This window comes from Streptosporangium pseudovulgare, from assembly GCF_014648055.1.
In the GTDB taxonomy this organism is placed as follows: domain Bacteria; phylum Actinomycetota; class Actinomycetes; order Streptosporangiales; family Streptosporangiaceae; genus Streptosporangium; species Streptosporangium pseudovulgare.
On record NZ_BMQJ01000029.1, the window covers coordinates 55,280 to 72,346 of the forward strand.

Annotated in this window: 21 protein-coding genes; 14 read left to right on the forward strand and 7 right to left on the reverse strand. The window is 72.3% G+C overall.

Annotated features, from left to right (window positions below; translation table 11 throughout):
* Window positions 1-296: transposase (locus tag IEZ10_RS35445; RefSeq protein ID WP_189250885.1), on the forward strand; the 296-nt coding region annotated here is incomplete at its 5' end.
* Window positions 297-302: 6 nt separating this feature from the next.
* On the opposite strand, the gene IEZ10_RS35450 is transcribed toward IEZ10_RS35445, so the two are convergent.
* Window positions 303-1,169 (reverse strand): TetR/AcrR family transcriptional regulator, encoded by an 867-nt coding sequence (locus IEZ10_RS35450; RefSeq protein ID WP_189250886.1) that lies wholly within the window; start codon window positions 1,167-1,169, stop codon window positions 303-305.
* A gap of 208 nt (window positions 1,170-1,377) precedes the next feature.
* Here IEZ10_RS35450 and IEZ10_RS35455 point away from each other — a divergent pair, with 208 nt between their 5' ends.
* From IEZ10_RS35455 to IEZ10_RS35480, 6 genes are all read left to right on the forward strand, one after another.
* Window positions 1,378-2,976 carry an MFS transporter gene (locus tag IEZ10_RS35455; RefSeq protein ID WP_189250887.1) on the forward strand — a complete coding sequence of 533 codons (1,599 nt, stop codon included), beginning with the start codon at window positions 1,378-1,380 and terminating at the stop codon, window positions 2,974-2,976.
* 24 nt (window positions 2,977-3,000) lie between these two features.
* Window positions 3,001-3,162 (forward strand): hypothetical protein, encoded by a 162-nt coding sequence (locus tag IEZ10_RS35460; protein WP_189250908.1) that lies wholly within the window; start codon window positions 3,001-3,003, stop codon window positions 3,160-3,162.
* 76 nt (window positions 3,163-3,238) lie between these two features.
* Window positions 3,239-3,502, forward strand: coding sequence for a hypothetical protein (locus tag IEZ10_RS35465; RefSeq protein WP_229811978.1), 264 nt, complete (start codon window positions 3,239-3,241; stop codon window positions 3,500-3,502).
* A 220-nt stretch (window positions 3,503-3,722) separates the two neighbouring features.
* Window positions 3,723-3,989 carry a hypothetical protein gene (locus tag IEZ10_RS35470; RefSeq protein ID WP_189250888.1) on the forward strand — a complete coding sequence of 89 codons (267 nt, stop codon included), beginning with the start codon at window positions 3,723-3,725 and terminating at the stop codon, window positions 3,987-3,989.
* Window positions 3,986-4,432, forward strand: coding sequence for a hypothetical protein (locus tag IEZ10_RS35475; RefSeq protein WP_189250889.1), 447 nt, complete (start codon window positions 3,986-3,988; stop codon window positions 4,430-4,432). The genes IEZ10_RS35470 and IEZ10_RS35475 overlap by 4 nt, the downstream gene beginning before the upstream one ends.
* A gap of 200 nt (window positions 4,433-4,632) precedes the next feature.
* Complete coding sequence (locus IEZ10_RS35480; protein WP_179823709.1) at window positions 4,633-5,106, forward strand: MarR family winged helix-turn-helix transcriptional regulator; 474 nt, start codon at window positions 4,633-4,635, stop codon at window positions 5,104-5,106.
* A 35-nt stretch (window positions 5,107-5,141) separates the two neighbouring features.
* Here IEZ10_RS35480 and IEZ10_RS35485 read toward each other — a convergent pair whose 3' ends face one another.
* Window positions 5,142-5,810 (reverse strand): LysE family translocator, encoded by a 669-nt coding sequence (locus IEZ10_RS35485; RefSeq protein WP_189250890.1) that lies wholly within the window; start codon window positions 5,808-5,810, stop codon window positions 5,142-5,144.
* Between the two features lie 123 nt (window positions 5,811-5,933).
* Here IEZ10_RS35485 and IEZ10_RS35490 point away from each other — a divergent pair, with 123 nt between their 5' ends.
* Window positions 5,934-7,103 (forward strand): NAD(P)/FAD-dependent oxidoreductase, encoded by a 1,170-nt coding sequence (locus tag IEZ10_RS35490; protein WP_189250891.1) that lies wholly within the window; start codon window positions 5,934-5,936, stop codon window positions 7,101-7,103.
* A gap of 98 nt (window positions 7,104-7,201) precedes the next feature.
* Here the strand turns inward: IEZ10_RS35490 and IEZ10_RS35495 are convergent, their stop codons facing one another.
* From IEZ10_RS35495 to IEZ10_RS35505, 3 genes are all read right to left on the reverse strand, one after another.
* Window positions 7,202-8,296: a winged helix DNA-binding domain-containing protein gene (locus IEZ10_RS35495; protein ID WP_189250892.1), complete on the reverse strand. Its 1,095-nt coding sequence runs from the start codon at window positions 8,294-8,296 to the stop codon at window positions 7,202-7,204.
* Window positions 8,297-8,364: 68 nt separating this feature from the next.
* Window positions 8,365-8,910: an MOSC domain-containing protein gene (locus IEZ10_RS35500; protein ID WP_189250893.1), complete on the reverse strand. Its 546-nt coding sequence runs from the start codon at window positions 8,908-8,910 to the stop codon at window positions 8,365-8,367.
* Between the two features lie 77 nt (window positions 8,911-8,987).
* Window positions 8,988-9,521: a GNAT family N-acetyltransferase gene (locus tag IEZ10_RS35505; protein ID WP_229811979.1), complete on the reverse strand. Its 534-nt coding sequence runs from the start codon at window positions 9,519-9,521 to the stop codon at window positions 8,988-8,990.
* Window positions 9,522-10,161: 640 nt separating this feature from the next.
* On the opposite strand from IEZ10_RS35505, the gene IEZ10_RS35510 reads away from it, so the two are divergent.
* The 4 genes from IEZ10_RS35510 to IEZ10_RS35525 all read left to right on the forward strand — a co-directional run bounded on the left by IEZ10_RS35510 (window position 10,162) and on the right by IEZ10_RS35525 (window position 14,335).
* Complete coding sequence (locus tag IEZ10_RS35510) at window positions 10,162-10,743, forward strand: hypothetical protein (RefSeq protein ID WP_189250906.1); 582 nt, start codon at window positions 10,162-10,164, stop codon at window positions 10,741-10,743.
* 180 nt (window positions 10,744-10,923) lie between these two features.
* Window positions 10,924-11,460 carry a GNAT family N-acetyltransferase gene (locus IEZ10_RS35515; protein ID WP_229811980.1) on the forward strand — a complete coding sequence of 179 codons (537 nt, stop codon included), beginning with the start codon at window positions 10,924-10,926 and terminating at the stop codon, window positions 11,458-11,460.
* 440 nt (window positions 11,461-11,900) lie between these two features.
* A complete protein-coding gene (locus IEZ10_RS35520; RefSeq protein WP_189250894.1) occupies window positions 11,901-12,548 on the forward strand; it encodes a lysophospholipid acyltransferase family protein in 648 nt (215 codons plus the stop codon).
* A 155-nt stretch (window positions 12,549-12,703) separates the two neighbouring features.
* Window positions 12,704-14,335, forward strand: a complete 1,632-nt coding sequence (locus IEZ10_RS35525) for a penicillin-binding transpeptidase domain-containing protein (RefSeq protein ID WP_189250895.1) — start codon at window positions 12,704-12,706, stop codon at window positions 14,333-14,335.
* A 130-nt stretch (window positions 14,336-14,465) separates the two neighbouring features.
* On the opposite strand, the gene IEZ10_RS35530 is transcribed toward IEZ10_RS35525, so the two are convergent.
* Window positions 14,466-15,041 carry a helix-turn-helix domain-containing protein gene (locus IEZ10_RS35530; protein ID WP_189250896.1) on the reverse strand — a complete coding sequence of 192 codons (576 nt, stop codon included), beginning with the start codon at window positions 15,039-15,041 and terminating at the stop codon, window positions 14,466-14,468.
* A 116-nt stretch (window positions 15,042-15,157) separates the two neighbouring features.
* Between IEZ10_RS35530 and IEZ10_RS35535 the strand changes: the two genes are divergently transcribed.
* Together IEZ10_RS35535 and IEZ10_RS35540 are read left to right on the forward strand one after the other, a co-directional pair.
* Window positions 15,158-15,994 carry an EamA family transporter gene (locus tag IEZ10_RS35535; RefSeq protein ID WP_189250897.1) on the forward strand — a complete coding sequence of 279 codons (837 nt, stop codon included), beginning with the start codon at window positions 15,158-15,160 and terminating at the stop codon, window positions 15,992-15,994.
* Between the two features lie 39 nt (window positions 15,995-16,033).
* Window positions 16,034-16,225, forward strand: coding sequence for a hypothetical protein (locus IEZ10_RS35540; protein ID WP_189250909.1), 192 nt, complete (start codon window positions 16,034-16,036; stop codon window positions 16,223-16,225).
* Between the two features lie 257 nt (window positions 16,226-16,482).
* Here IEZ10_RS35540 and IEZ10_RS35545 read toward each other — a convergent pair.
* Window positions 16,483-17,067: Cgl0159 family (beta/alpha)8-fold protein (locus IEZ10_RS35545; RefSeq protein ID WP_189250898.1), on the reverse strand; the 585-nt coding region annotated here is incomplete at its 5' end.

A 17,067-nucleotide genomic window follows, 5' to 3' on the forward strand; every position in this document is an offset into this window, starting at 1 on the left:
AGCGCGGCCGGCCCCGCAGGCGTCCCGACGTCGTGCTGGCCGATCGCGGCTACGACCACGACAAGTACCGCAAGCAGGTCCGCGCCCTCGGCATCCGCCCGCTCATAGCCCGGCGCGGCACCGAGAACGGCTCCGGCCTGGGCAAACACCGCTGGGTCGTCGAGCAGGCCTTTGCTCTTCTGCACCACTTCCGCCGCCTGCGCATCCGATGGGAGATCCGCGACGACATCCACGAAGCCTTCCCCAGCCTCGGTTGCGCTTTGATCTGCCGGCGCCGCCTCAGCTCATTGCGTTAGGAGCTCTTAGCGTGACGTCTCGTTCCGATGTTCGTCAGGCCCCGAATCGATGCCTCGTCTCGCCAGATCGGCTGCGATGCCATCCAAGACACCGGCAAGACCTGAGGCGAACAAGGCGTCGAGGTTCCAGGGGGTGGCGCCTGCGCGCATCGCGCGGGCGAGCCGGGGATACGCTTCGGGCACGAAAAGCGGATTCTGTGCCTCGTTCGAGGCTTTCGTCCCCTGAGTTAGGGCGATTCCCGATTGCCGTTCCGCCTCCACATCGCTGACGTAGGTCAGCGCCACGCCTTGCACGTACGAGGCGAACATGAACATGTACCGGAAAGCCTCGGCAGGTTCGAGGTCGAGCTCGTCGAATGCGGAGAGGGCGCTTTCACTGTCCGCGGCGAGAGCCGGGCTGAAGTGCGCGCGGGTTGTCACCATGACCCTCGGCAGGATCCACGGATGGCGGTGGTACAGGTCCCAGTCACGGTATGCGGCGCGTTCGAGGCCGTGACGCCAGTCCCGCGGCGCCGAGTCGGGCAGGGGCACGTCGGTCATCGCGGCCTCCACCATCAGGGTCACCAGGTCGTCCTTGGATGCCACATGCCGGTACAAGGACATGGCGCCGGTGCCGAGGTCCATGGCGACCCGCCGCATCGACAGCGCGTCGAGCCCCTCCGCGTCCGCGATGGCGATCCCGGCTCGCACGATGCGCTCAACGGTGAGATGCGGCGCGCCGTCATTGTCCTCCGGGGCGTCGGCCGGCGCTTCCGCTCTGCGCGCCCGGTACGCCTTCGCCTGGCACGCGCGGGAGCAGTAGAGCCTCGGCCGCCCCCGGTCGGTGGGCTCCAGCGACTTTCCGCATGACGCGCATGCCGGTTGCACCGACATCACCACACTCCTTTTCGTCACGCCTCCAGGGTTGTGTCGAAATCCTAGCCCACTGAGGATGCAGGTGCGCATTTCAAGCAAAATAGCAGCTCAAAAAGCTGTTGTACGGGATCGGCGTGCATGCGTATCCTGTACGCTCCAGCGCGTACAAAGTACGCATCGGGGCGATTAGTCCCGACCTGGTCAACACGACTCAGGAACCGAGGAAATGACTGAAGTAGACAGAACAGCCGGAGCCAGGGAGTGGGTTGGGCTCGCGGTCCTGGTACTGCCCTGCGTGCTGGCATCCATGGATATGGCCGTCATGTTCGTTGCGCTCCCGTCCCTGACGGCCGACCTCAAGCCGGGCAGCTCCGAACTGCTGTGGATCATGGACGCTTACGGCTTCCTCCTCGCCGGCCTGCTCATCACGATGGGCACACTCGGCGACCGGATCGGACGGCGGCGGGTGCTGCTCGCAGGCGCCGCAGCCTTCGGCGCCGCCTCCGTTCTGGCGGCCTACTCGACCAGCTCCGGGATGCTCATCGCGGCCCGCGCGCTCCTGGGCATCGCCGGATCCACGCTGGCGCCGTCCACGCTTTCCCTGATCCGCAACATGTTCCACGACGCCAAACAGCGGGCCACCGCAGTGGGTGTCTGGACGGCGGGCTTCGCGGGCGGCGCCGTACTCGGCCCGATCATCGGCGGACTGCTGCTGGAGCACTTCTGGTGGGGATCGGTCTTCCTGATCAACGTGCCGGTGATGGCCCTGCTCCTGGCCCTCGGCCCGCTGCTGCTCCCCGAATACCGCGACCCCAGGCCGGGCCGTTTCGACCTGCTCGGCGCCGCGCTGTCCCTCCTAGCCGTGCTCGGCGTCATCTACGGCGTCAAACTGCTGGCGGAGCACGGCTTCGAGTGGGTCCCCCTGCTGTACTGCGCCGCCGGACTCGCCGTGGGGGCGGCCTTCATCCACCGCCAGCGCGTGAGCACGAACCCGATGATCGACCTTGCGCTGTTCCGCACACGCCGGTTCAACGTGCCCTTGCTCATCGGCGCGCTGGCGACGTTCGGACTGGTCGGCTTCTCCCTGTTCAACTGGCAGTTCATGCAACTCGTCCTGGGCATGAGCCCGTTCGAGTCGGCCCTGTGGTCCCTGCCCACCTTCCTCGTGATGCCCCTGGGCATCGCACTGGCCACCGCGATCGCGCCCCGCATCGGTAAACCCAACGTGATCGCCGCCGGGCTGCTCGTGGCGGCCGCCGGCTACGCCATGCTGACCCTGATCCAAGCCGGTTCGGGAATCGTCCACCTCGTCGGCGGCATGACAGTCGTCGCGATCGGTATCGGCGGAGTCTCCGCCGTGGTCACCGAGGTGATCCTGTCCGCCGCACCACCGGAGCGAGCCGGGGCGGCCTCCGCCATGACCGAGACCTCGGCCGAGTTCGGCGGGGCGCTGGGCATCGCGATCCTGGGCAGCATCGGCACCGCTGTCTACCGTTCGGAACTGGCAGCCAAGGCTCCTGACGCCCTCACGCCCAAGGAACTGGAGGCCGCGCGGGACACCCTCGGCGGCGCCGTCGACACAGCCGCGACCCTTCCGGAGGGCACCGCCGGAATGCTGCGCAGCGTGGCATTCGACGCCTTCGCCCAAGAGATGCGGATCGCCTCGGTGACCTGCGTCGTTCTGATGACGGGCGCAGCCATCCTCATCGCCCTCCTGCTCCGCACCTCATACACCCGGCCCGGATCCGAAGCCCCGGAATCCGCAGCGGGACACAACGGCCGGGGCCAAGCGGGTGACCTGGACTTCACGGCAACCTCATCGTGAGCAAAGATCTCATGGGCCGTACCGGTGCCCGCGCTCGACGCCGCCCGGCGCGAAGAGGCGTGGGCGGCGTTCCAGGACCAGGGCGCGTCGATCGTCGCCCTCGCACGCATCCACGGGGTCAGCCGGGCCGCCGCGCGAACCGCGCTCGCCGGCCTGCTACCTGACCAGGCTCAGCCGGACCGGTAACCAGGCCACCTGCATCGGAACGGCCAGTGGCGACAGCGCACTCCCCGCGGGCTCGTCAACGCCACTGGCCGCTCGGTTGCTGCTCAAGCCCCGCACCCTGGAAGGCCACGAATCCGCCCGCGGCCGGGGCGAACCCATCGGCGGCGACGCCGTCACCGGCGACGCCATGCCGTCCATGGCCCTGCACCTGCGCGAGCAGGATCTCAGTCTCCGCGACATCGCCGCCCGGCTCGTCATCACCGAGGGCGAGAAGAAGGGCCGGCACCCGTCCCCGGCCACCGTCCTGCGCATGCTGCGCGAACACGACGGAGCCGCTGCAGCGTCGACGACCACGGGGTGAGCGATCCGTTCTCCTCTCCTGTCGCGCCTTCCGCGATACGGGTCCACCTCCGTCGTTTCCGCCGGTCAGGTAAATGTGCTGGATGTTCGGCGGATACTGCGGAGACTCCGGGCGGCACCCCCGCACTCCGTCCCTTTTGCGGCTTTTGACCGGGGATCTCCGTACGGCCGGGACGATCTACCGGTGGACGAGGAGAGTATGACTGATTTACCCTTCCGGTATGACGAAGCGGATCACCATCTCCCTGCCCGACGACCTCGCCGACGAGGCCCAGGGATCGGGCAACGCCTCCGGCTACATCGCCGGCGCCCTGCGCGAGCAGCGCCGCATCCGCGACGGCATGGCCGCCCTGGAACGCCTGTGGGGCCCCGGCTGGGCCGACGGCATCAGCGACGCCGACCGCACCCGCGCCAGCCGCCTGTTCGACACCCCACCCGGGCAGACCCGCCCCGCCGACGCCCGCCGCCCCTCCCAGGACGTGGCGTGAGCACCGGACCCGAAGGACTCACCGGCCACGTCCTCGACTACGACGCCCTCTGCCACCTCCTCGACGGCAAGAGCGACTACGGCCGGGAGATCGTCCGCCAGTCCGTCCTGCGCAACACCACCCTCCTGCTGCCCGCACTGGCCGCCCAGTGCGCCGCCGCCCTGCGCCCCGCCCAGACCGACGCGCTGCTGGCCGTACCGGTGATCACGATCGGCGCCCTCACCGCCGCCGACGTCGCCGCCACCACCCGCCTCGGCCCCGCCCTCACCGCCCCCGCCCGCAGACGCCCGCCCGGAGACGAACGCGACGCCGAACTCGTCGCCGCCCTCGCCGCCGCCCACGCCGTACTGCTGGCCGAATCCCGCGGCGGATGGCACATCATCACCCCCACCCCGCACCTGTACGACGGCGCACCCGGCGTCCGCCTGGAGATCCTCCCCTGAACACCCCCGGCAGAGCCGCGCAACCCCCCTCCCCTCCTCTGCCGGGCCACCCACCCCCGCGAGCCCCCCGCGAAGCCCCCGAACAACCACCCGGCGGCCCACCGGACGCGCCCGGGAAAGAACCGCGGATGACAGGCCCCGCGAGCCACCCCTAAAGTGGAGCGCGTCAGCGCCCCTCCGATCCACGCAGGTCGCCCACCGTGCCCACCGATCCCCCGGGGTTCGAGCTGCCACTGCGGCTCCTCCTCGGCTTCCGCGTCCTCATCGACGACCTGCACGCCGAACTCGCCCGCCAGGGCCACCCCGACATGCGGCCCATGCACGGCTTCGTACTGCAGGCCATCGGCCGCGGCGGCACCACCGCCGCCGACCTCGGCCGCATACTGGGCATCTCCAAGCAGGCCGCCGGCAAGACCATCGACACCCTCCAGAACCTCGGCTACGTCGAACGCGGCCACGACCCCGGCGACGCCCGCCGCAAAGTCGTCCGCCTCACCCCGCGCGGCATCGACAGCCTGATCCGCTCGGCACAGATCTTCGACGAACTACGCGCCCGCTGGGCCGCCGTCATCGGAGCGGAACGGCTACGCGCCCTGGAGGCCGACCTGCGCGCCCTCACCCCCGGCGACCTCTTCCGTCTCGACGTACCAGGCTGGTTCGGCGGCCACCACTGACCACCAGGCCACCGCCGAACCCGCAAGACGGCCGCTCACCCCGCGACGGCCACCCCACCGGAACGGTCGGCGGCCACCCGGACCGCCACCGCCGCCAGCATCGTCCCCGTCAGATAACGCCACACCCGCGCCCACCCGGGCCGCCGACCCAGAAACCCCGCCACCGACCCGGCCGACACCACGATCAACGCGTTCACCGACACCGCCACGGCGATCTGCACCAGCCCCAGCACCAGGCTCTGCGCCGCCGCGCCACCCCGCTCCGGATCCACGAACTGCGGCAGCACCGACACGTACAGCACCGCGATCTTCGGGTTGAGGAGATTCGTCACCAACCCTCCGGAGAACAACCGCCTCGCACCCTCAACCCGGCCCGCACCCTCGGCCCGCGCCGCGAACCCACCCGGAACCACCGCCGCACCGGACCGCACCGCCTGCCACGCCAGCCACAGCAGATAGGCCGCCCCAGCGAACTTCACCGCGGTGTACAGCGCCGGCACCACCGCGAACACCGCCGCCAGCCCCGCCACCGCCGCCAGCAGATACACCGCGAACCCCGCAGCGACCCCCGCCAGCGCGATCAGACCCGCCCGGCGGCCCTGCGCCACCGACCGCGACACCAGATGAACCATGTTCGGCCCCGGCATCAGAACCATGCCCAGCGCAACCCCTACGACCCCGATGACCGCACCCGTGGAAACCATGACCGCATCCTCACCCCACCCCGCCACCCCGCAGAACGGCCAATCCCGCCAAGTGGCCCACCCCCGCCGCACAGACCCGGCACGGCGGTTTCACCCCCACCCCACGGTGGCAGGCTCACTGCCATGGACGAGGAATGGGACCTGGTGGTCATCGGAGGCGGCCCCGCCGGATCAGCCGCCGCCCTGCAAGCCCGGCGGCTCCGCCCCCACGCACGCATCCTCCTGCTCGACCGCGCGGACTTCCCCCGCGACAAGGCCTGCGGCGACGGCATCGCCGCCCACGCCCGCGACGAACTCGCCCGCCTCGGCCTCGACGGCCTCATCGACGACTACCGCCCCACCCCCCGGCTGGCCGTCATCTCCCCCGGCGGCGCCCGCGTCGAAGCCGCCGTCGCCCGCCCCAACCACGTCGTCCCCCGCACCGTCTTCGACGCCCGCCTCATCGACGCCGCCCGCGCCCACGACATCGAAGTCCGCCGCCACCGCGTCCGCACCCTCACCACCCGCGGCGGACTCCCCCTCATCGACGACACCATCACCGCCCGCACCGTCATCGCCGCCGACGGCGCCAACTCCACCGTCCGCCGCCTCCTCGGCCTGCCCCCCTCCCCCGACCGGCACACCGCCATCGCCGTACGCGGCTACGCCGACGTCCCCGCCGACGACGACACCCAGCTCATCGCCATGCAGAAAGACGGCTGGCCCGCCTACGCCTGGTCCTTCCCCATCGGCGACGGCACCGCCAACGTCGGCTTCGGCATGCTCCTGCCCCGCCTGCGCGCCACCGGCCTGCCCGGCCGCCAGGTACTCCACGGCCGCCTGGCCCAGCTACTGCCCCACCTGCCCGCCCGCGACCTGCGCGCCCACCACCTGCCCCTGTCCCCCGGCCGCCCCCGCCCCGGCGCCGGCCGCGTACTCCTCGCCGGCGACGCCGCCGGCCTCATCAACCCCCTCACCGGCGAAGGCATCTACTACGCCCTCGTCTCCGGCGGCCTGGCCGGCCAGGCCGCCGCCCACGCCGACACCGACCCCCTGACCGCCTACCGCCGCGCCCTGCGCGCCACCCTCGGACGCCACCTGCGCACCACCGACGCCCTCCACCTGGCCGCCCAGTCACCCGCCTTCATCGACGCCGCCGTCACCACCGCCGCCCACCGCCCCGAAGTCTTCGACCTCCTCGTCGAGGTCGGCCTGGGCGCCGGCACCGTACCGCCGACACTGGCCTGGGCCGTCGCCCGCCGCTGGCTGTCAGCCGCCCTCCCCCTGCCCGGACGGCGCCACCACACCCCCTGAACCCGCCCCCGCCAGGTGCGGACCACCCCTCGACCGCCACGGAACACCACCCACCCCGGGCCGTCCCACACCCCACCGCGCGGACCCCGCACCGGGCATCAGAGCAGGCGCACCTCACGCACCGCCGCCGACGGAGCCACGAAATCCAGCATCCGCATCCCCTCCACCTCCAGCTCCGCCCGCTCCGCCGCCGCCACCGGCTCGAACAGCTCCACCTCCAGCACCGCCCTCCCCCGCGCCGACCGCACCGCCCACAACCCCCGCACGAACCCGTCCACCAGCACCGTCGCCCTGATGATGCCGTTCACGGTGAACACCCGCCCCCGGTAGGCGTCGGCCATCATCCGCACGCGAGTCCGCTCGGCGAACGACAGCAACGTGTTGTCGAACTCCGCCAGGTAACGCACCGGAGCCGGAACGTCCGGATCGGGCCGCGGCGCCTCCGGCAGATCCACCAGCCGCGCCCCGTCCCCGGTCACGAACGACCGCAACCCCATCCCCTCCACCACCTCACCCAGCCGGGTCAACCCCGACCACTGCTGCAGGTCCATCACCGTGGCCGGACCATAAGCGGCGAGATAACGCCGCACCATCTCCGCCGGCCCGCCCCGCCCGTCCAGCGGACGGCCCAGCCACGCCTCGGCGCTGGTGTGCGCGGGCTTGCCGCCCACCCCCCAGATCCCCCGCGGCGGCACCTGCACCAGCGCCACCCTCGCCCGCACCAGATGCACCAGATCGGCCGCGGCCGCCTCAGGCCACCGCTCCTCCAGCAGCCGCCCCAACTCCGCGAAGGTCAGCGGACGCTCCTCCACCAGAGCCCGCCCCGCGGCCTCCGCCGCCTCCACATCCACCCCGGCCAGCCTCCTGCCCACCGGACCACGCAGCACCCGATCCAGCACCGGCCGCAACAACGGACGCAACACCAGACAGTCCTCCGCGGTGACCAGATGAATGGTCGAACGCATCAGCGCCAGCCGCACCACCCGCCGCTCCCGCAGGAGATCCGACAGCTCCTCATGGGTGAAACCCGCAAGACGCGACCACAACCCGACATACGGCGGGTCCGGCGCCTGCGCCTGCATGCCGTACAGATGCCGCACCGCCTCCAACGCCGTCAGCGGCGAACGCCGCAGCAGCAACTGCCGCTCCAGCGTGGCCCGGTTCAAAGCACGGACACCGAGCACCTCGGGCATGAGAAATCCCTTTCCGTCGGGGGGCACGGAACCCGCACCCTATCGAGACGGCCACCCCGCCCCACCCCTCACACCCGCTCCAACGCCCGGTACGGCGGCGGCGGCGACTCCACCTCCACCCGGTCACCGGCCCGCACCACGCCACCGGCCACCACCACACCCATCACCCCCGCCCGGCGCACCACCCGGCCCTCCTCGTCCCGCCCCACCACCCGCGCCAGCAACCCCGGCCGGAACGCCTCGATCTGCGCGCACGGATTACGCAACCCCGTCACCCGCACCACCGCCTCCTCACCCAGCCGTAGCAACGCCCCCGCCGGCAACCCCAGCAGATCCACCCCGCGCGTGGTGACGTTCTCCCCCAGCTCCCCCGGCCCCACGGAGAACCCCGCCGCCCGCAGCTCCTCGTGCAGCTCCGCGTGGATCAGGTGAACCTGGCGCAGATTCGGCTGGGAGGGGTCCCGCGCCACCCGGGAACGATGCCTGACCGTCACCCCCAGATGCGCGTCCCCCTCCACCCCCAGGCCGGCCAGCAGCCGGATCATCGGCTCGCATCCCTTGCTGAAGGTGTGCTCCGCGCTACGGCTCACCGCCGTCACATACGCCCCGTCCATCCGCCGCTCCCTCCCCGTGGGGGTTTTCCTCTTTCATGATCGTTTTTACACTCTGGCGATCGCCTTTACGATGTAGATCACAAAGGGTCGCGGCCGATCCGGTACAGCACGTGGCGGCGCAGCGGGCTGCCGGCGGGCACCCTCGGGTGGTCGAAGTCGTCGGCCGGGTCCCGCCTCATGCCCAGCCGCTCCATCACCGCCCGCGACCGCAGGTTCCCCACCGCCGTCATCGACACGATCTCCCGCCGCCCCGCCGGGCCGAACCCGTACTCCAGCGCCGCCCGCGCCGCCTCGGTGGCGTAGCCGTGCCCCCAGGCCCGGCGGGCCAGCCGCCAGCCCACCTCCAGCGCCGGGGTGAAGTGCGCCTCGAACCGCTGCCACGCCAGCCCGGTGAACCCGATGAACTCCCCCGTCGCCCGGACCTCCAGCGCCCACAGGCCGTAGCCGTGCTCGTCGAACGCCGCCTCGATCCGGCCCACCATCGCGTCGGACTCCTCACGCGTCAGCGGCGCGGGAAAGTGCCGCATCACCTCGGGATCGGCGTTCAGCTCAGCGAACGGCTCCAGGTCCGTCTCCCGCCATCTGCGCATGACCAGCCGCTCGGTCTCCACGGGCCCCTCCCCTGCTCTCCGGCGCCGCCCTCGCGGCCGCACAGCGCAGGAGCATACGCACCCCCGCCGGGACCGGGCGGCGGACCGCGGTTCCCTCTCCGCGCGATCCGGGAGGGGTACGGTGACCGGGACCCCTCCCGGGGACGCCGGGCCCGCCGTCCCCGGCCGCCGGGCGGCGCGCCTCCCGGGCTTTTCACCGGGCACCGCACCGCGACCGGGCAGGCCGCCCCTGGTGCTCTGACCTGCGTGGACACGGCGGACGGCGGCCCGGCCCCGACACGCCACCGCATCATGGCGGAATAACCTCCGCCGGACGTCGGTTACAGTAATCGTGCCGATGTGGTTTGTGTCCCCCGGGCCGCAAATTACCGCCTTCACGGAATACCGTTCGGCTGGAGCCGTGTTGTGCCTCTCGCCGAGGAGGCGACCGCCACATCGGCACTAAACGTCCCGCCCCGCGAGCGCTCCGGCGCCGCGGGGCGGTTCCTTTTCCCCAGGGCGTTCCGGAGCGGTCGTCCAGGCCCTTCACCCGGGTTCGTGTCATCAGCCGCGAGGCGACCGGGAGTGACGTCGCGACCACGGCAGAAGAAACCGGTGAACTTCTGTCCCGTCCGCCGCATCCAATCCGTACGTGAACACCATGACGAAGACGCTCACCACCGCCGCCCTGTCCGTGGTCTCCGCCGCGACCCTGTTCGCCGCGCCCTCCGCCCACGCGGCCACCGGAGGCAAGGCCGCCTGCCCCACTCCGAGCAAGGCGGAGATCAGGCGTTCCAACGACTCCAAGATCGACGAGCCCGCGAGGGGCGCCACCGCCATCAAGGGTGTGCGCGTCGGTCACATCCCCAAGGGCTTCACCTACGGCGGGGTGGTGACCGGCAGGCACGCCGGCGTCACCGAGTACGGCTACCAGTGGGGGGACGACCGGGCGAACGCCGACCCCCGGCAGCGGAGCCTGTGGGTGCGCGTGCTGTGCTGGCCGGACGCCGGGAAGCTCGCGAACCTCAGGCGCCTCCCCGTGACCTACGGAACCTTCACCGGAGCCGTGAAGACCGCGACGATCGGCGGCCGCCGGGTGCTGACGAAGGAGGGCGACGGCGCGCTCGGCGACGGGCGCTACGTCGGCTGGGTCGAGCGGAAGGGGGTCGTCGTCACCGTGATGGCCAGCACGCCGCTCGTCGCCGAACTCGACGAGATCGTCGCCGGTATCCGCCTGCCCTGACCGTCCCTGCCCCGTCCCTGCCCCGCGCCGGCCGCCCGGGGGCCGGCAGGAGGCGGGCGGAGGTCACCGCCGTGGGCGGCCCCCGCCGAGAGCACTCCGCCACGATGGAGATCACCGGCAGGGGGCGAGGCGGGAAGCCGCGAGGCTCATCCCTCGACGCCACCGCGTAGGGTCTCCTCCATGCAGGGCATGATCACGATCCGCGAAGCGGGGCCCGGCGACGGGGACGTCCTCGGCGAGATCCACGCGATCTCCTGGGGCGTCTCGCACGGCCCGTTGTGCACGCCGAAGGTCGCCGCCGCCGGTGTCCGGGAGCGGCGTACCAAGTGGGACGCCATCCTGGCCGAGGGCGAGGGCGAGGGCAAGGGCAAGGGCGAGGACACGATCCTGCTCGCGCTCCTGGACGATCGCCCAGGAGCCTTCGCCCGCTTCGGGGCCTCCTCCCACCCCGGCCTCGCGGAGATCCACACCTTCTTCGCCCGCCCGGACGTCTGGGGCAGCGGCCTCGCGGCGGCCCTGCTGGCCGCCGTCTTGGACCGGCTGCGGGAGGCCGGCCATGACCGCGTGCACCTGTGGACGCTCCGGGATTCAGCCCAGGCGCGCCGTTTCTACGCCAAGCACGGCTTCGGCGAGACCGGCAGGCGACACGACCACGACTTCGGCGAGGGCCCTCCGGTCGCCCTCCTGGAGCTGGAGCGAACCCTGCCCGGCCCCTGACGATCAGACCGGGCCGGCCCCCTTCAACGCGCGGAAGCTCAACCCGCCCATCACGGGATCCGGGCCGCGCACGTACTTCCCGACCGGCCTTCGAGGAGGATCGGTACACAGATCAGCCACCTTCACCACCCACATGATCCCCACCGTCGCCGAGGTCCCCGCCGACCGGCCGACCGGCCGCCGGACACGCGGCCGGCGGGCGCCGGACACGCGGCCGGCGGGCGCCGGAGAGACCCGCGCCGGGAACCGGCGCCGGCGGACGGCCCCGCCCTTCCGCGCGCGTCGCGGCCGCCGCGACGCGCGCGGAAGGCGGATGGCTTTGCCTGCGGGCTTGGAGAAGGGCTACAAACGTGGGGACCCCGCTTGTGCGGGTGCGCACAGCCGCCGGCCGCCGGGGCACCGCCTAGGGTGGTGGAACCCGTCCTGCAAGAGGAGAGCCCGTGCTCTACCGCCTGACCAAGATCGTCAGCGCCCCCTTCCTGCACCTGCTGTGGCCGACCACGGTCACCGGGGCCGAGCACGTACCCGCCTCCGGCCCGGCCATCCTGGCCTCCAACCACCTGTCGGTCCTCGACTCCACCTTCCTGCCCCTGGTGCTGCCCCGCCAGGTCCGCTTCGTCGCCAAGGCCGAATACTTCACCGGCAACCCCGTCACCGCGGCGTGGATGCGCGCCACCGGGCAGATCAGCATCGACCGCCAGAGCCCCACCGCCGCCCAGGACATGCTCGACGCCGCCGCCCGGGTGCTGCGCGGCGGCGAGCTGTTCGGCATCTACCCCGAGGGCACCCGCTCGCCCGACGGCCGCCTGTACCGCGGCAAGGTCGGGGTGGCCTGGCTCGCCCTGGAGACCGGCGCGCCGGTGGTGCCGGTGGGGATGATCGGCACCGACAAGGTGCTGCCGATCGGCGCCTCGGTGCCCAAGCTCGGCCGCATCGGGATCCGCATCGGCAAGCCGCTGACGTTCACCGGCTCGGCCACCAGCGCCCGCGACCGGCGCCGGGTGACCGACGACATCATGGCGGCCGTCCAGGAGCTGTCCGGACAGGAGTACGCCGGCGGCTACGCGCCCAGCCGCAGCGCCGGCTGACCGGGCCCGCCCGCCGTCATCCGGCCGCGCCGCCGCCCCGGACGCCGCCCGCGGGCGGCGTCCGGGGCGGCCGTTCACGGCCGGGCCGGTCGCGCCGGACGGTAGGCTGTCGCCCCCAGGGGAGCCGGATCCGACCGACGGGGGGGTGGCCGAAGGTGCCACGCGGCAGGACGATCGCGATCACATCGGCGGCGGTGGTGCTGGTGGCCGCAGGCGGCGGTGCGGGCGCCTGGTGGCTGCTGCACACCCGCGGCACCCCGCAGGAGACCGCCCAGCGCTTCACCCGGGCCTGGCAGGGCGGTGACCTGGCCGCCATGCGCGCCGAGCTCGGCAAGGCCGACCCCGCCTTCGAGGCGACCTACCGCGCCATGGCCGACAAGCTCGGCGCAGAACGCACCGAGGTACGGCTCGGCCAGGTCAGCCGGACCGGCGACGACACCGGCCGGGCCGGCTACACCGCCACCGTCACGCTGAAGAGCGGCGGCCGGTGGAGCTACTCCGGCGCCCTGGAGCTGGCGGTCGTCGACCGCAACTGGCGAGTGGACTGGTCCCCAGCCGCCGTTCACCCCGACCTGGCCCCGGGCCGGTCGTTCGCGCTCAAGGCCCGCTGGCCGCAGCGGGCCGGAATCGTCGCCGCCGGCGGCGAGCGCATCGACGACGGCTCGGCGGGCGGCTCGGTGCAGCAGCTCGTCGGCTACCTCGACAAGGCCACCGCCAAGGAGGCCAAGGCCCTCGGCGCGCCGTACGCCACCGGAGACACGATCGGCAAGGACGGCCTGCAGCTCGCCTTCCAGCGGCGCCTGGCCGGCGTCCCCGCCACCGAGATCCGGATCGTCGACTCCGGCGGCAAGACCGTCAAGAAGGCCGGTGAGATCGCCGGCCGCGACGGCGAGCCGCTGCGCACCAGCCTGGACCTGCGCGTGCAGCGCGCCGCGACCGACGCGGTGCGCGACCTGAAGAAGACCGCCTCCCTGGTGGCGGTCAAGCCGTCGTCGGGAGAGATCCTCGCCGTCGCCAACAACCAGGGCGGCTTCAACCGCGCCCTGATGGGCAACTACCCGCCCGGCTCCACCCTCAAGGCGGTCACCGCGGTGGCGCTCATGGCCGAGGGCATGAACCCGGGCGACCGCACCACCTGCCCCAAGGACGTCAAGGTCGGCGGCCTGCCGATCCGCAACTCCCATCACGCCGGCTACGGCTCGGTGACCCTGTCGGACGCCTTCGCCTACTCCTGCAACACCACCTTCGCCCCGCTGGCCGCCAAGCGGCTGGGCGCGGACAAGCTGCTGAAGACCGCCGAGCTGTTCGGCTTCAACACCCCGCTCGACATCGGCGTCCCCGCCGCCAAGGGCTCCTTCCCCCGGGCGGCCGGCGACGCCGAACTGGCCGCCGAGTCCTTCGGTCAGGGCCGTATCATCGCCAGCCCGCTGGTGGTCGCCTCGGTCGCCGCGACCCTGGCCGACGGGACCTGGCGCCCGCCGACGCTGGTGCCGTCCGTCAAGCAGGACGCCGCGCCGCGCGAGCTGCCCGACGGGGTCGTCCCCGGCATGCACCGGATGATGTCGGCGGTGGTCACCAAGGGCACCGCCAAGGACGCCGGGCTGCCCGCCGGCACCCGCGGCAAGACCGGCACCGCCGAGTACGGCCCGCAGGACGACCTGAAGACCCACGCCTGGTTCATGGGGTTCCGGGGCGACCTCGCCTTCGCGGTGATCGTCGAGGAGGGCAGCGGCGGCGGGGCCGTCGCCGCTCCGGTGGCGGCCCGCTTCCTGCGCGCGCTGACCTGATCCGAAGCCGGCCGCTTCCCCACCCGGGCCCCGCGACCCGCCTCCCGCCTCCCGCCTGAGCCGGCCTGAGCCGGTCTTGGCATGATCGCGGAGCCGGGACCGCCGGGGTGCCTGCGTGCAGGGTCCCTTTCTAGGCGGGGCCGGAGGGCAGATGGACGGTCATGATCAGATGGCAGGTCCCGTTTCCTGAGCCGCGGTAGGTGTGGGCGGTGTCGCCGTCGAAAGTGGCTGTCTGCCCCACCTTCACCGGGTACTCGGCGCCGTCGACCACGAGCACCATCTGTCCGGCGGTGACGCTGATGGTTTCGGTCACGCCGGCCTGGTGGGGGTGGCTGGGGTACTCCTCGCCGGGTTCCAGCGTCCAGCGCCAGACCTCGGTGGCCGCCGGGCCTCCGGTGGTCAGCATGAGCCGGGCCTCGCCGCCGTGCTCGCCCTTCCACAGGGGCATGACGGCATCGGCGCCCACCACCCGGACGCGTTCTTCGGGGCGGCCTTCCATCAGGGCGGACACCGAGATGCCGAGGGTGTCGGCGAGGCGGACCAGGGTGGCGAAGTTCGGATTGCCCTGGGCTTTCTCCAGCCCGACCAGGGCGCCTTTGCTGACCTTGGCGCGGCGGCCGAGTTCGTCCAGGGACAGCCCGGCGCGGGTACGGGCCGCGCGGACGTTGTGCGCGAGCGTCCGCAGTGCCGCCTCGGTCTCGGTCATCGCTTCACCCCTCCGTGAGCGGATCAGTGGAATGAACCACGCGGTCGTTCTGTTGACGACTTACGGTCGGTTCGTTGTACAGTTTAGTCGTTCCACTGTTAGTAAGGGATGTACCCGTGATCGCTCTGCTGCTGGCCCTGGGCAGTTCCCTGGCCTACGGTTGCGCCGACTTCCTCGGCGGCCTCGGGGCCCGCAAGGCTCACGTTCTGCGCACCGTGATGATCGCCGCCCCGGCCTCGCTCACCGTCGAACTGCTGCTGTGGCCCTTCCTCGGCGCCTCCTTCACCCCCGCGACCCTCGCCTGGGGCGCGGCGTCCGGCGTCGCGTCGGCCGCCGCGTTCGCTCTGCTCTATCGCACGCTCGCGATCGGTCCGATGAACGTCCTGTCCCCTGTCACCGCGCTGGTCTCGGCGATGCTGCCGGTCGGCGTCGGGCTGCTGCAGGGCGAGCACCTGGGCCTGGCCGGGCTGATCGGCCTGCCGCTGGCGCTGGCGGCCGTGGTGCTGGTCAGCGCCGGCCACGGCGCGAAGTCGACCCGCCCGTCGCGCACCGCGCTGTCACTGGCCTTCGGCGCCGGGACCGCCATCGCCCTGCAGCTGGTCTTCCTGCACCAGGCGCCCTCCGACAGCGGCGTCGGCCCGCTGATCATCGGCCGCGCCGTCTCCTCCGCGGTCACCCTGGCCGCGGCCGGGCTGATGTACCGCAGGCTCGGCCCGGAGAAGCCCGCGTACGCGATGTCGGCGACGGCCGGCGTGCTGGACTCGGTGGCCAACCTGCTGTTCCTGCTCGCCGCCCGCAGCGGCGACCTCGCCGTCGTCGCCGTGATCACCGCCTTGTACCCCGCCGGCACCGTCCTGCTCGCCCGCGGCGTCCTCGCCGAGCGCATCCACCGCGGCCAGCTGATCGGCCTGGGCACCGCCGCCGTCGCCGTCAGCCTCCTCGCCCTCACCTGATCCCGCGGCCCCGGCCGCCTTCCCGGAACGGACCACCCGATGACCACCTTCCGCATCAGCCCCGCCGTCGCCGATGCCTTCCCTGACACCCCCATCGCCGTCGTCGCCGCCACCCGCGACGGGCACCTGCCCAAGACCGCGGCCGACGACTTGCAGACCCCGCTCCAGCCGCACTGCGAGAAGAGCGCCGTGCACCACCTCTGCCCGTCGCACCCCGGCACCACCGCCTGACCGCCACCGCCTGACCACCACCCCTTGGCCCGCCTGCCTACACGGCGGCACCGGGGGCACGGCGGCGATGTGGCAGCCCACCACCGCCGGAGGACCACCCGACAGGGTGATTCCTTACGGCTTCGATGAACCCGGGCAGCGCTGCCAGGCTGCGCCGAGGAGAACCACCCGCAGCGCGCTGACCAGGCCCCCGGCAGATGACCACGCTGATCGCCGAGAACGGAGGATCGGCCGGTTCGGCCAGGCGCGCTCCCGGATCACAGCAGGCTGACCGCCCTGTCCACGGCGCCGGCCACGTCCCCGTCGGCCGGATACAGCAGCGTCCGGCCGGGCACCAGCCCCAGCGCGGTGGGCATCTTCAGCGCGCGCTTCCACCTGGCGAACACCTGATCGGGCTCGGTGCCGTCGCCCCCGAGCAGCAACACCGGCAGGGTCGATGCCGCCAGGACCTCGGTCATGTCCTCGATCGCGGGCAGCTTCAGCCAGGTGTAGGCGGTATGCCGCCCCAGCGCGCAGGCGATCGTGACCGACTGGATCACGGCCTCCGGCGACAGGTCATTGCAGATCTTTCCGTTGCTCCATCGGGAGATGAACGGCTCGACCATCGCGATCAGCTTGCGGTCGTTGAGCTCGTTCACGGCCCGGGCCGTGTTCTCCAGGACCGAAGGCGTCGCCGCGTCCTCCAGCGCGATCCGGGTCAGCGTCTTGCCCCCGTCGAAGCCCATGGAGGCGATGGCTTCTGCGTCGTAGGCGGTGAAGCGGTCATCGATCTCGAACGCCGAACCGGCCAGGCCGGTCCGGTTCATCGATCCGAACACCGACTTGCCGTCCAGCACGCCGAG

Bases quoted from the DNA above. Each gene is read 5' to 3' on its own strand.
- IEZ10_RS35450 (WP_189250886.1), bottom strand. From the start codon at position 1,169: ATGTCGGTGCAACCGGCATGCGCGTCATGCGGAAAGTCGCTGGAGCCC.
- IEZ10_RS35455 (WP_189250887.1), top strand. From the start codon at position 1,378: ATGACTGAAGTAGACAGAACAGCCGGAGCCAGGGAGTGGGTTGGGCTC.
- IEZ10_RS35470 (WP_189250888.1), top strand. From the start codon at position 3,723: ATGACGAAGCGGATCACCATCTCCCTGCCCGACGACCTCGCCGACGAG.
- IEZ10_RS35485 (WP_189250890.1), bottom strand. From the start codon at position 5,810: ATGGTTTCCACGGGTGCGGTCATCGGGGTCGTAGGGGTTGCGCTGGGC.
- IEZ10_RS35490 (WP_189250891.1), top strand. From the start codon at position 5,934: ATGGACGAGGAATGGGACCTGGTGGTCATCGGAGGCGGCCCCGCCGGA.
- IEZ10_RS35495 (WP_189250892.1), bottom strand. From the start codon at position 8,296: ATGCCCGAGGTGCTCGGTGTCCGTGCTTTGAACCGGGCCACGCTGGAG.
- IEZ10_RS35500 (WP_189250893.1), bottom strand. From the start codon at position 8,910: ATGGACGGGGCGTATGTGACGGCGGTGAGCCGTAGCGCGGAGCACACC.
- IEZ10_RS35510 (WP_189250906.1), top strand. From the start codon at position 10,162: ATGACGAAGACGCTCACCACCGCCGCCCTGTCCGTGGTCTCCGCCGCG.
- IEZ10_RS35515 (WP_229811980.1), top strand. From the start codon at position 10,924: ATGCAGGGCATGATCACGATCCGCGAAGCGGGGCCCGGCGACGGGGAC.
- IEZ10_RS35530 (WP_189250896.1), bottom strand. From the start codon at position 15,041: ATGACCGAGACCGAGGCGGCACTGCGGACGCTCGCGCACAACGTCCGC.
- IEZ10_RS35540 (WP_189250909.1), top strand. From the start codon at position 16,034: ATGACCACCTTCCGCATCAGCCCCGCCGTCGCCGATGCCTTCCCTGAC.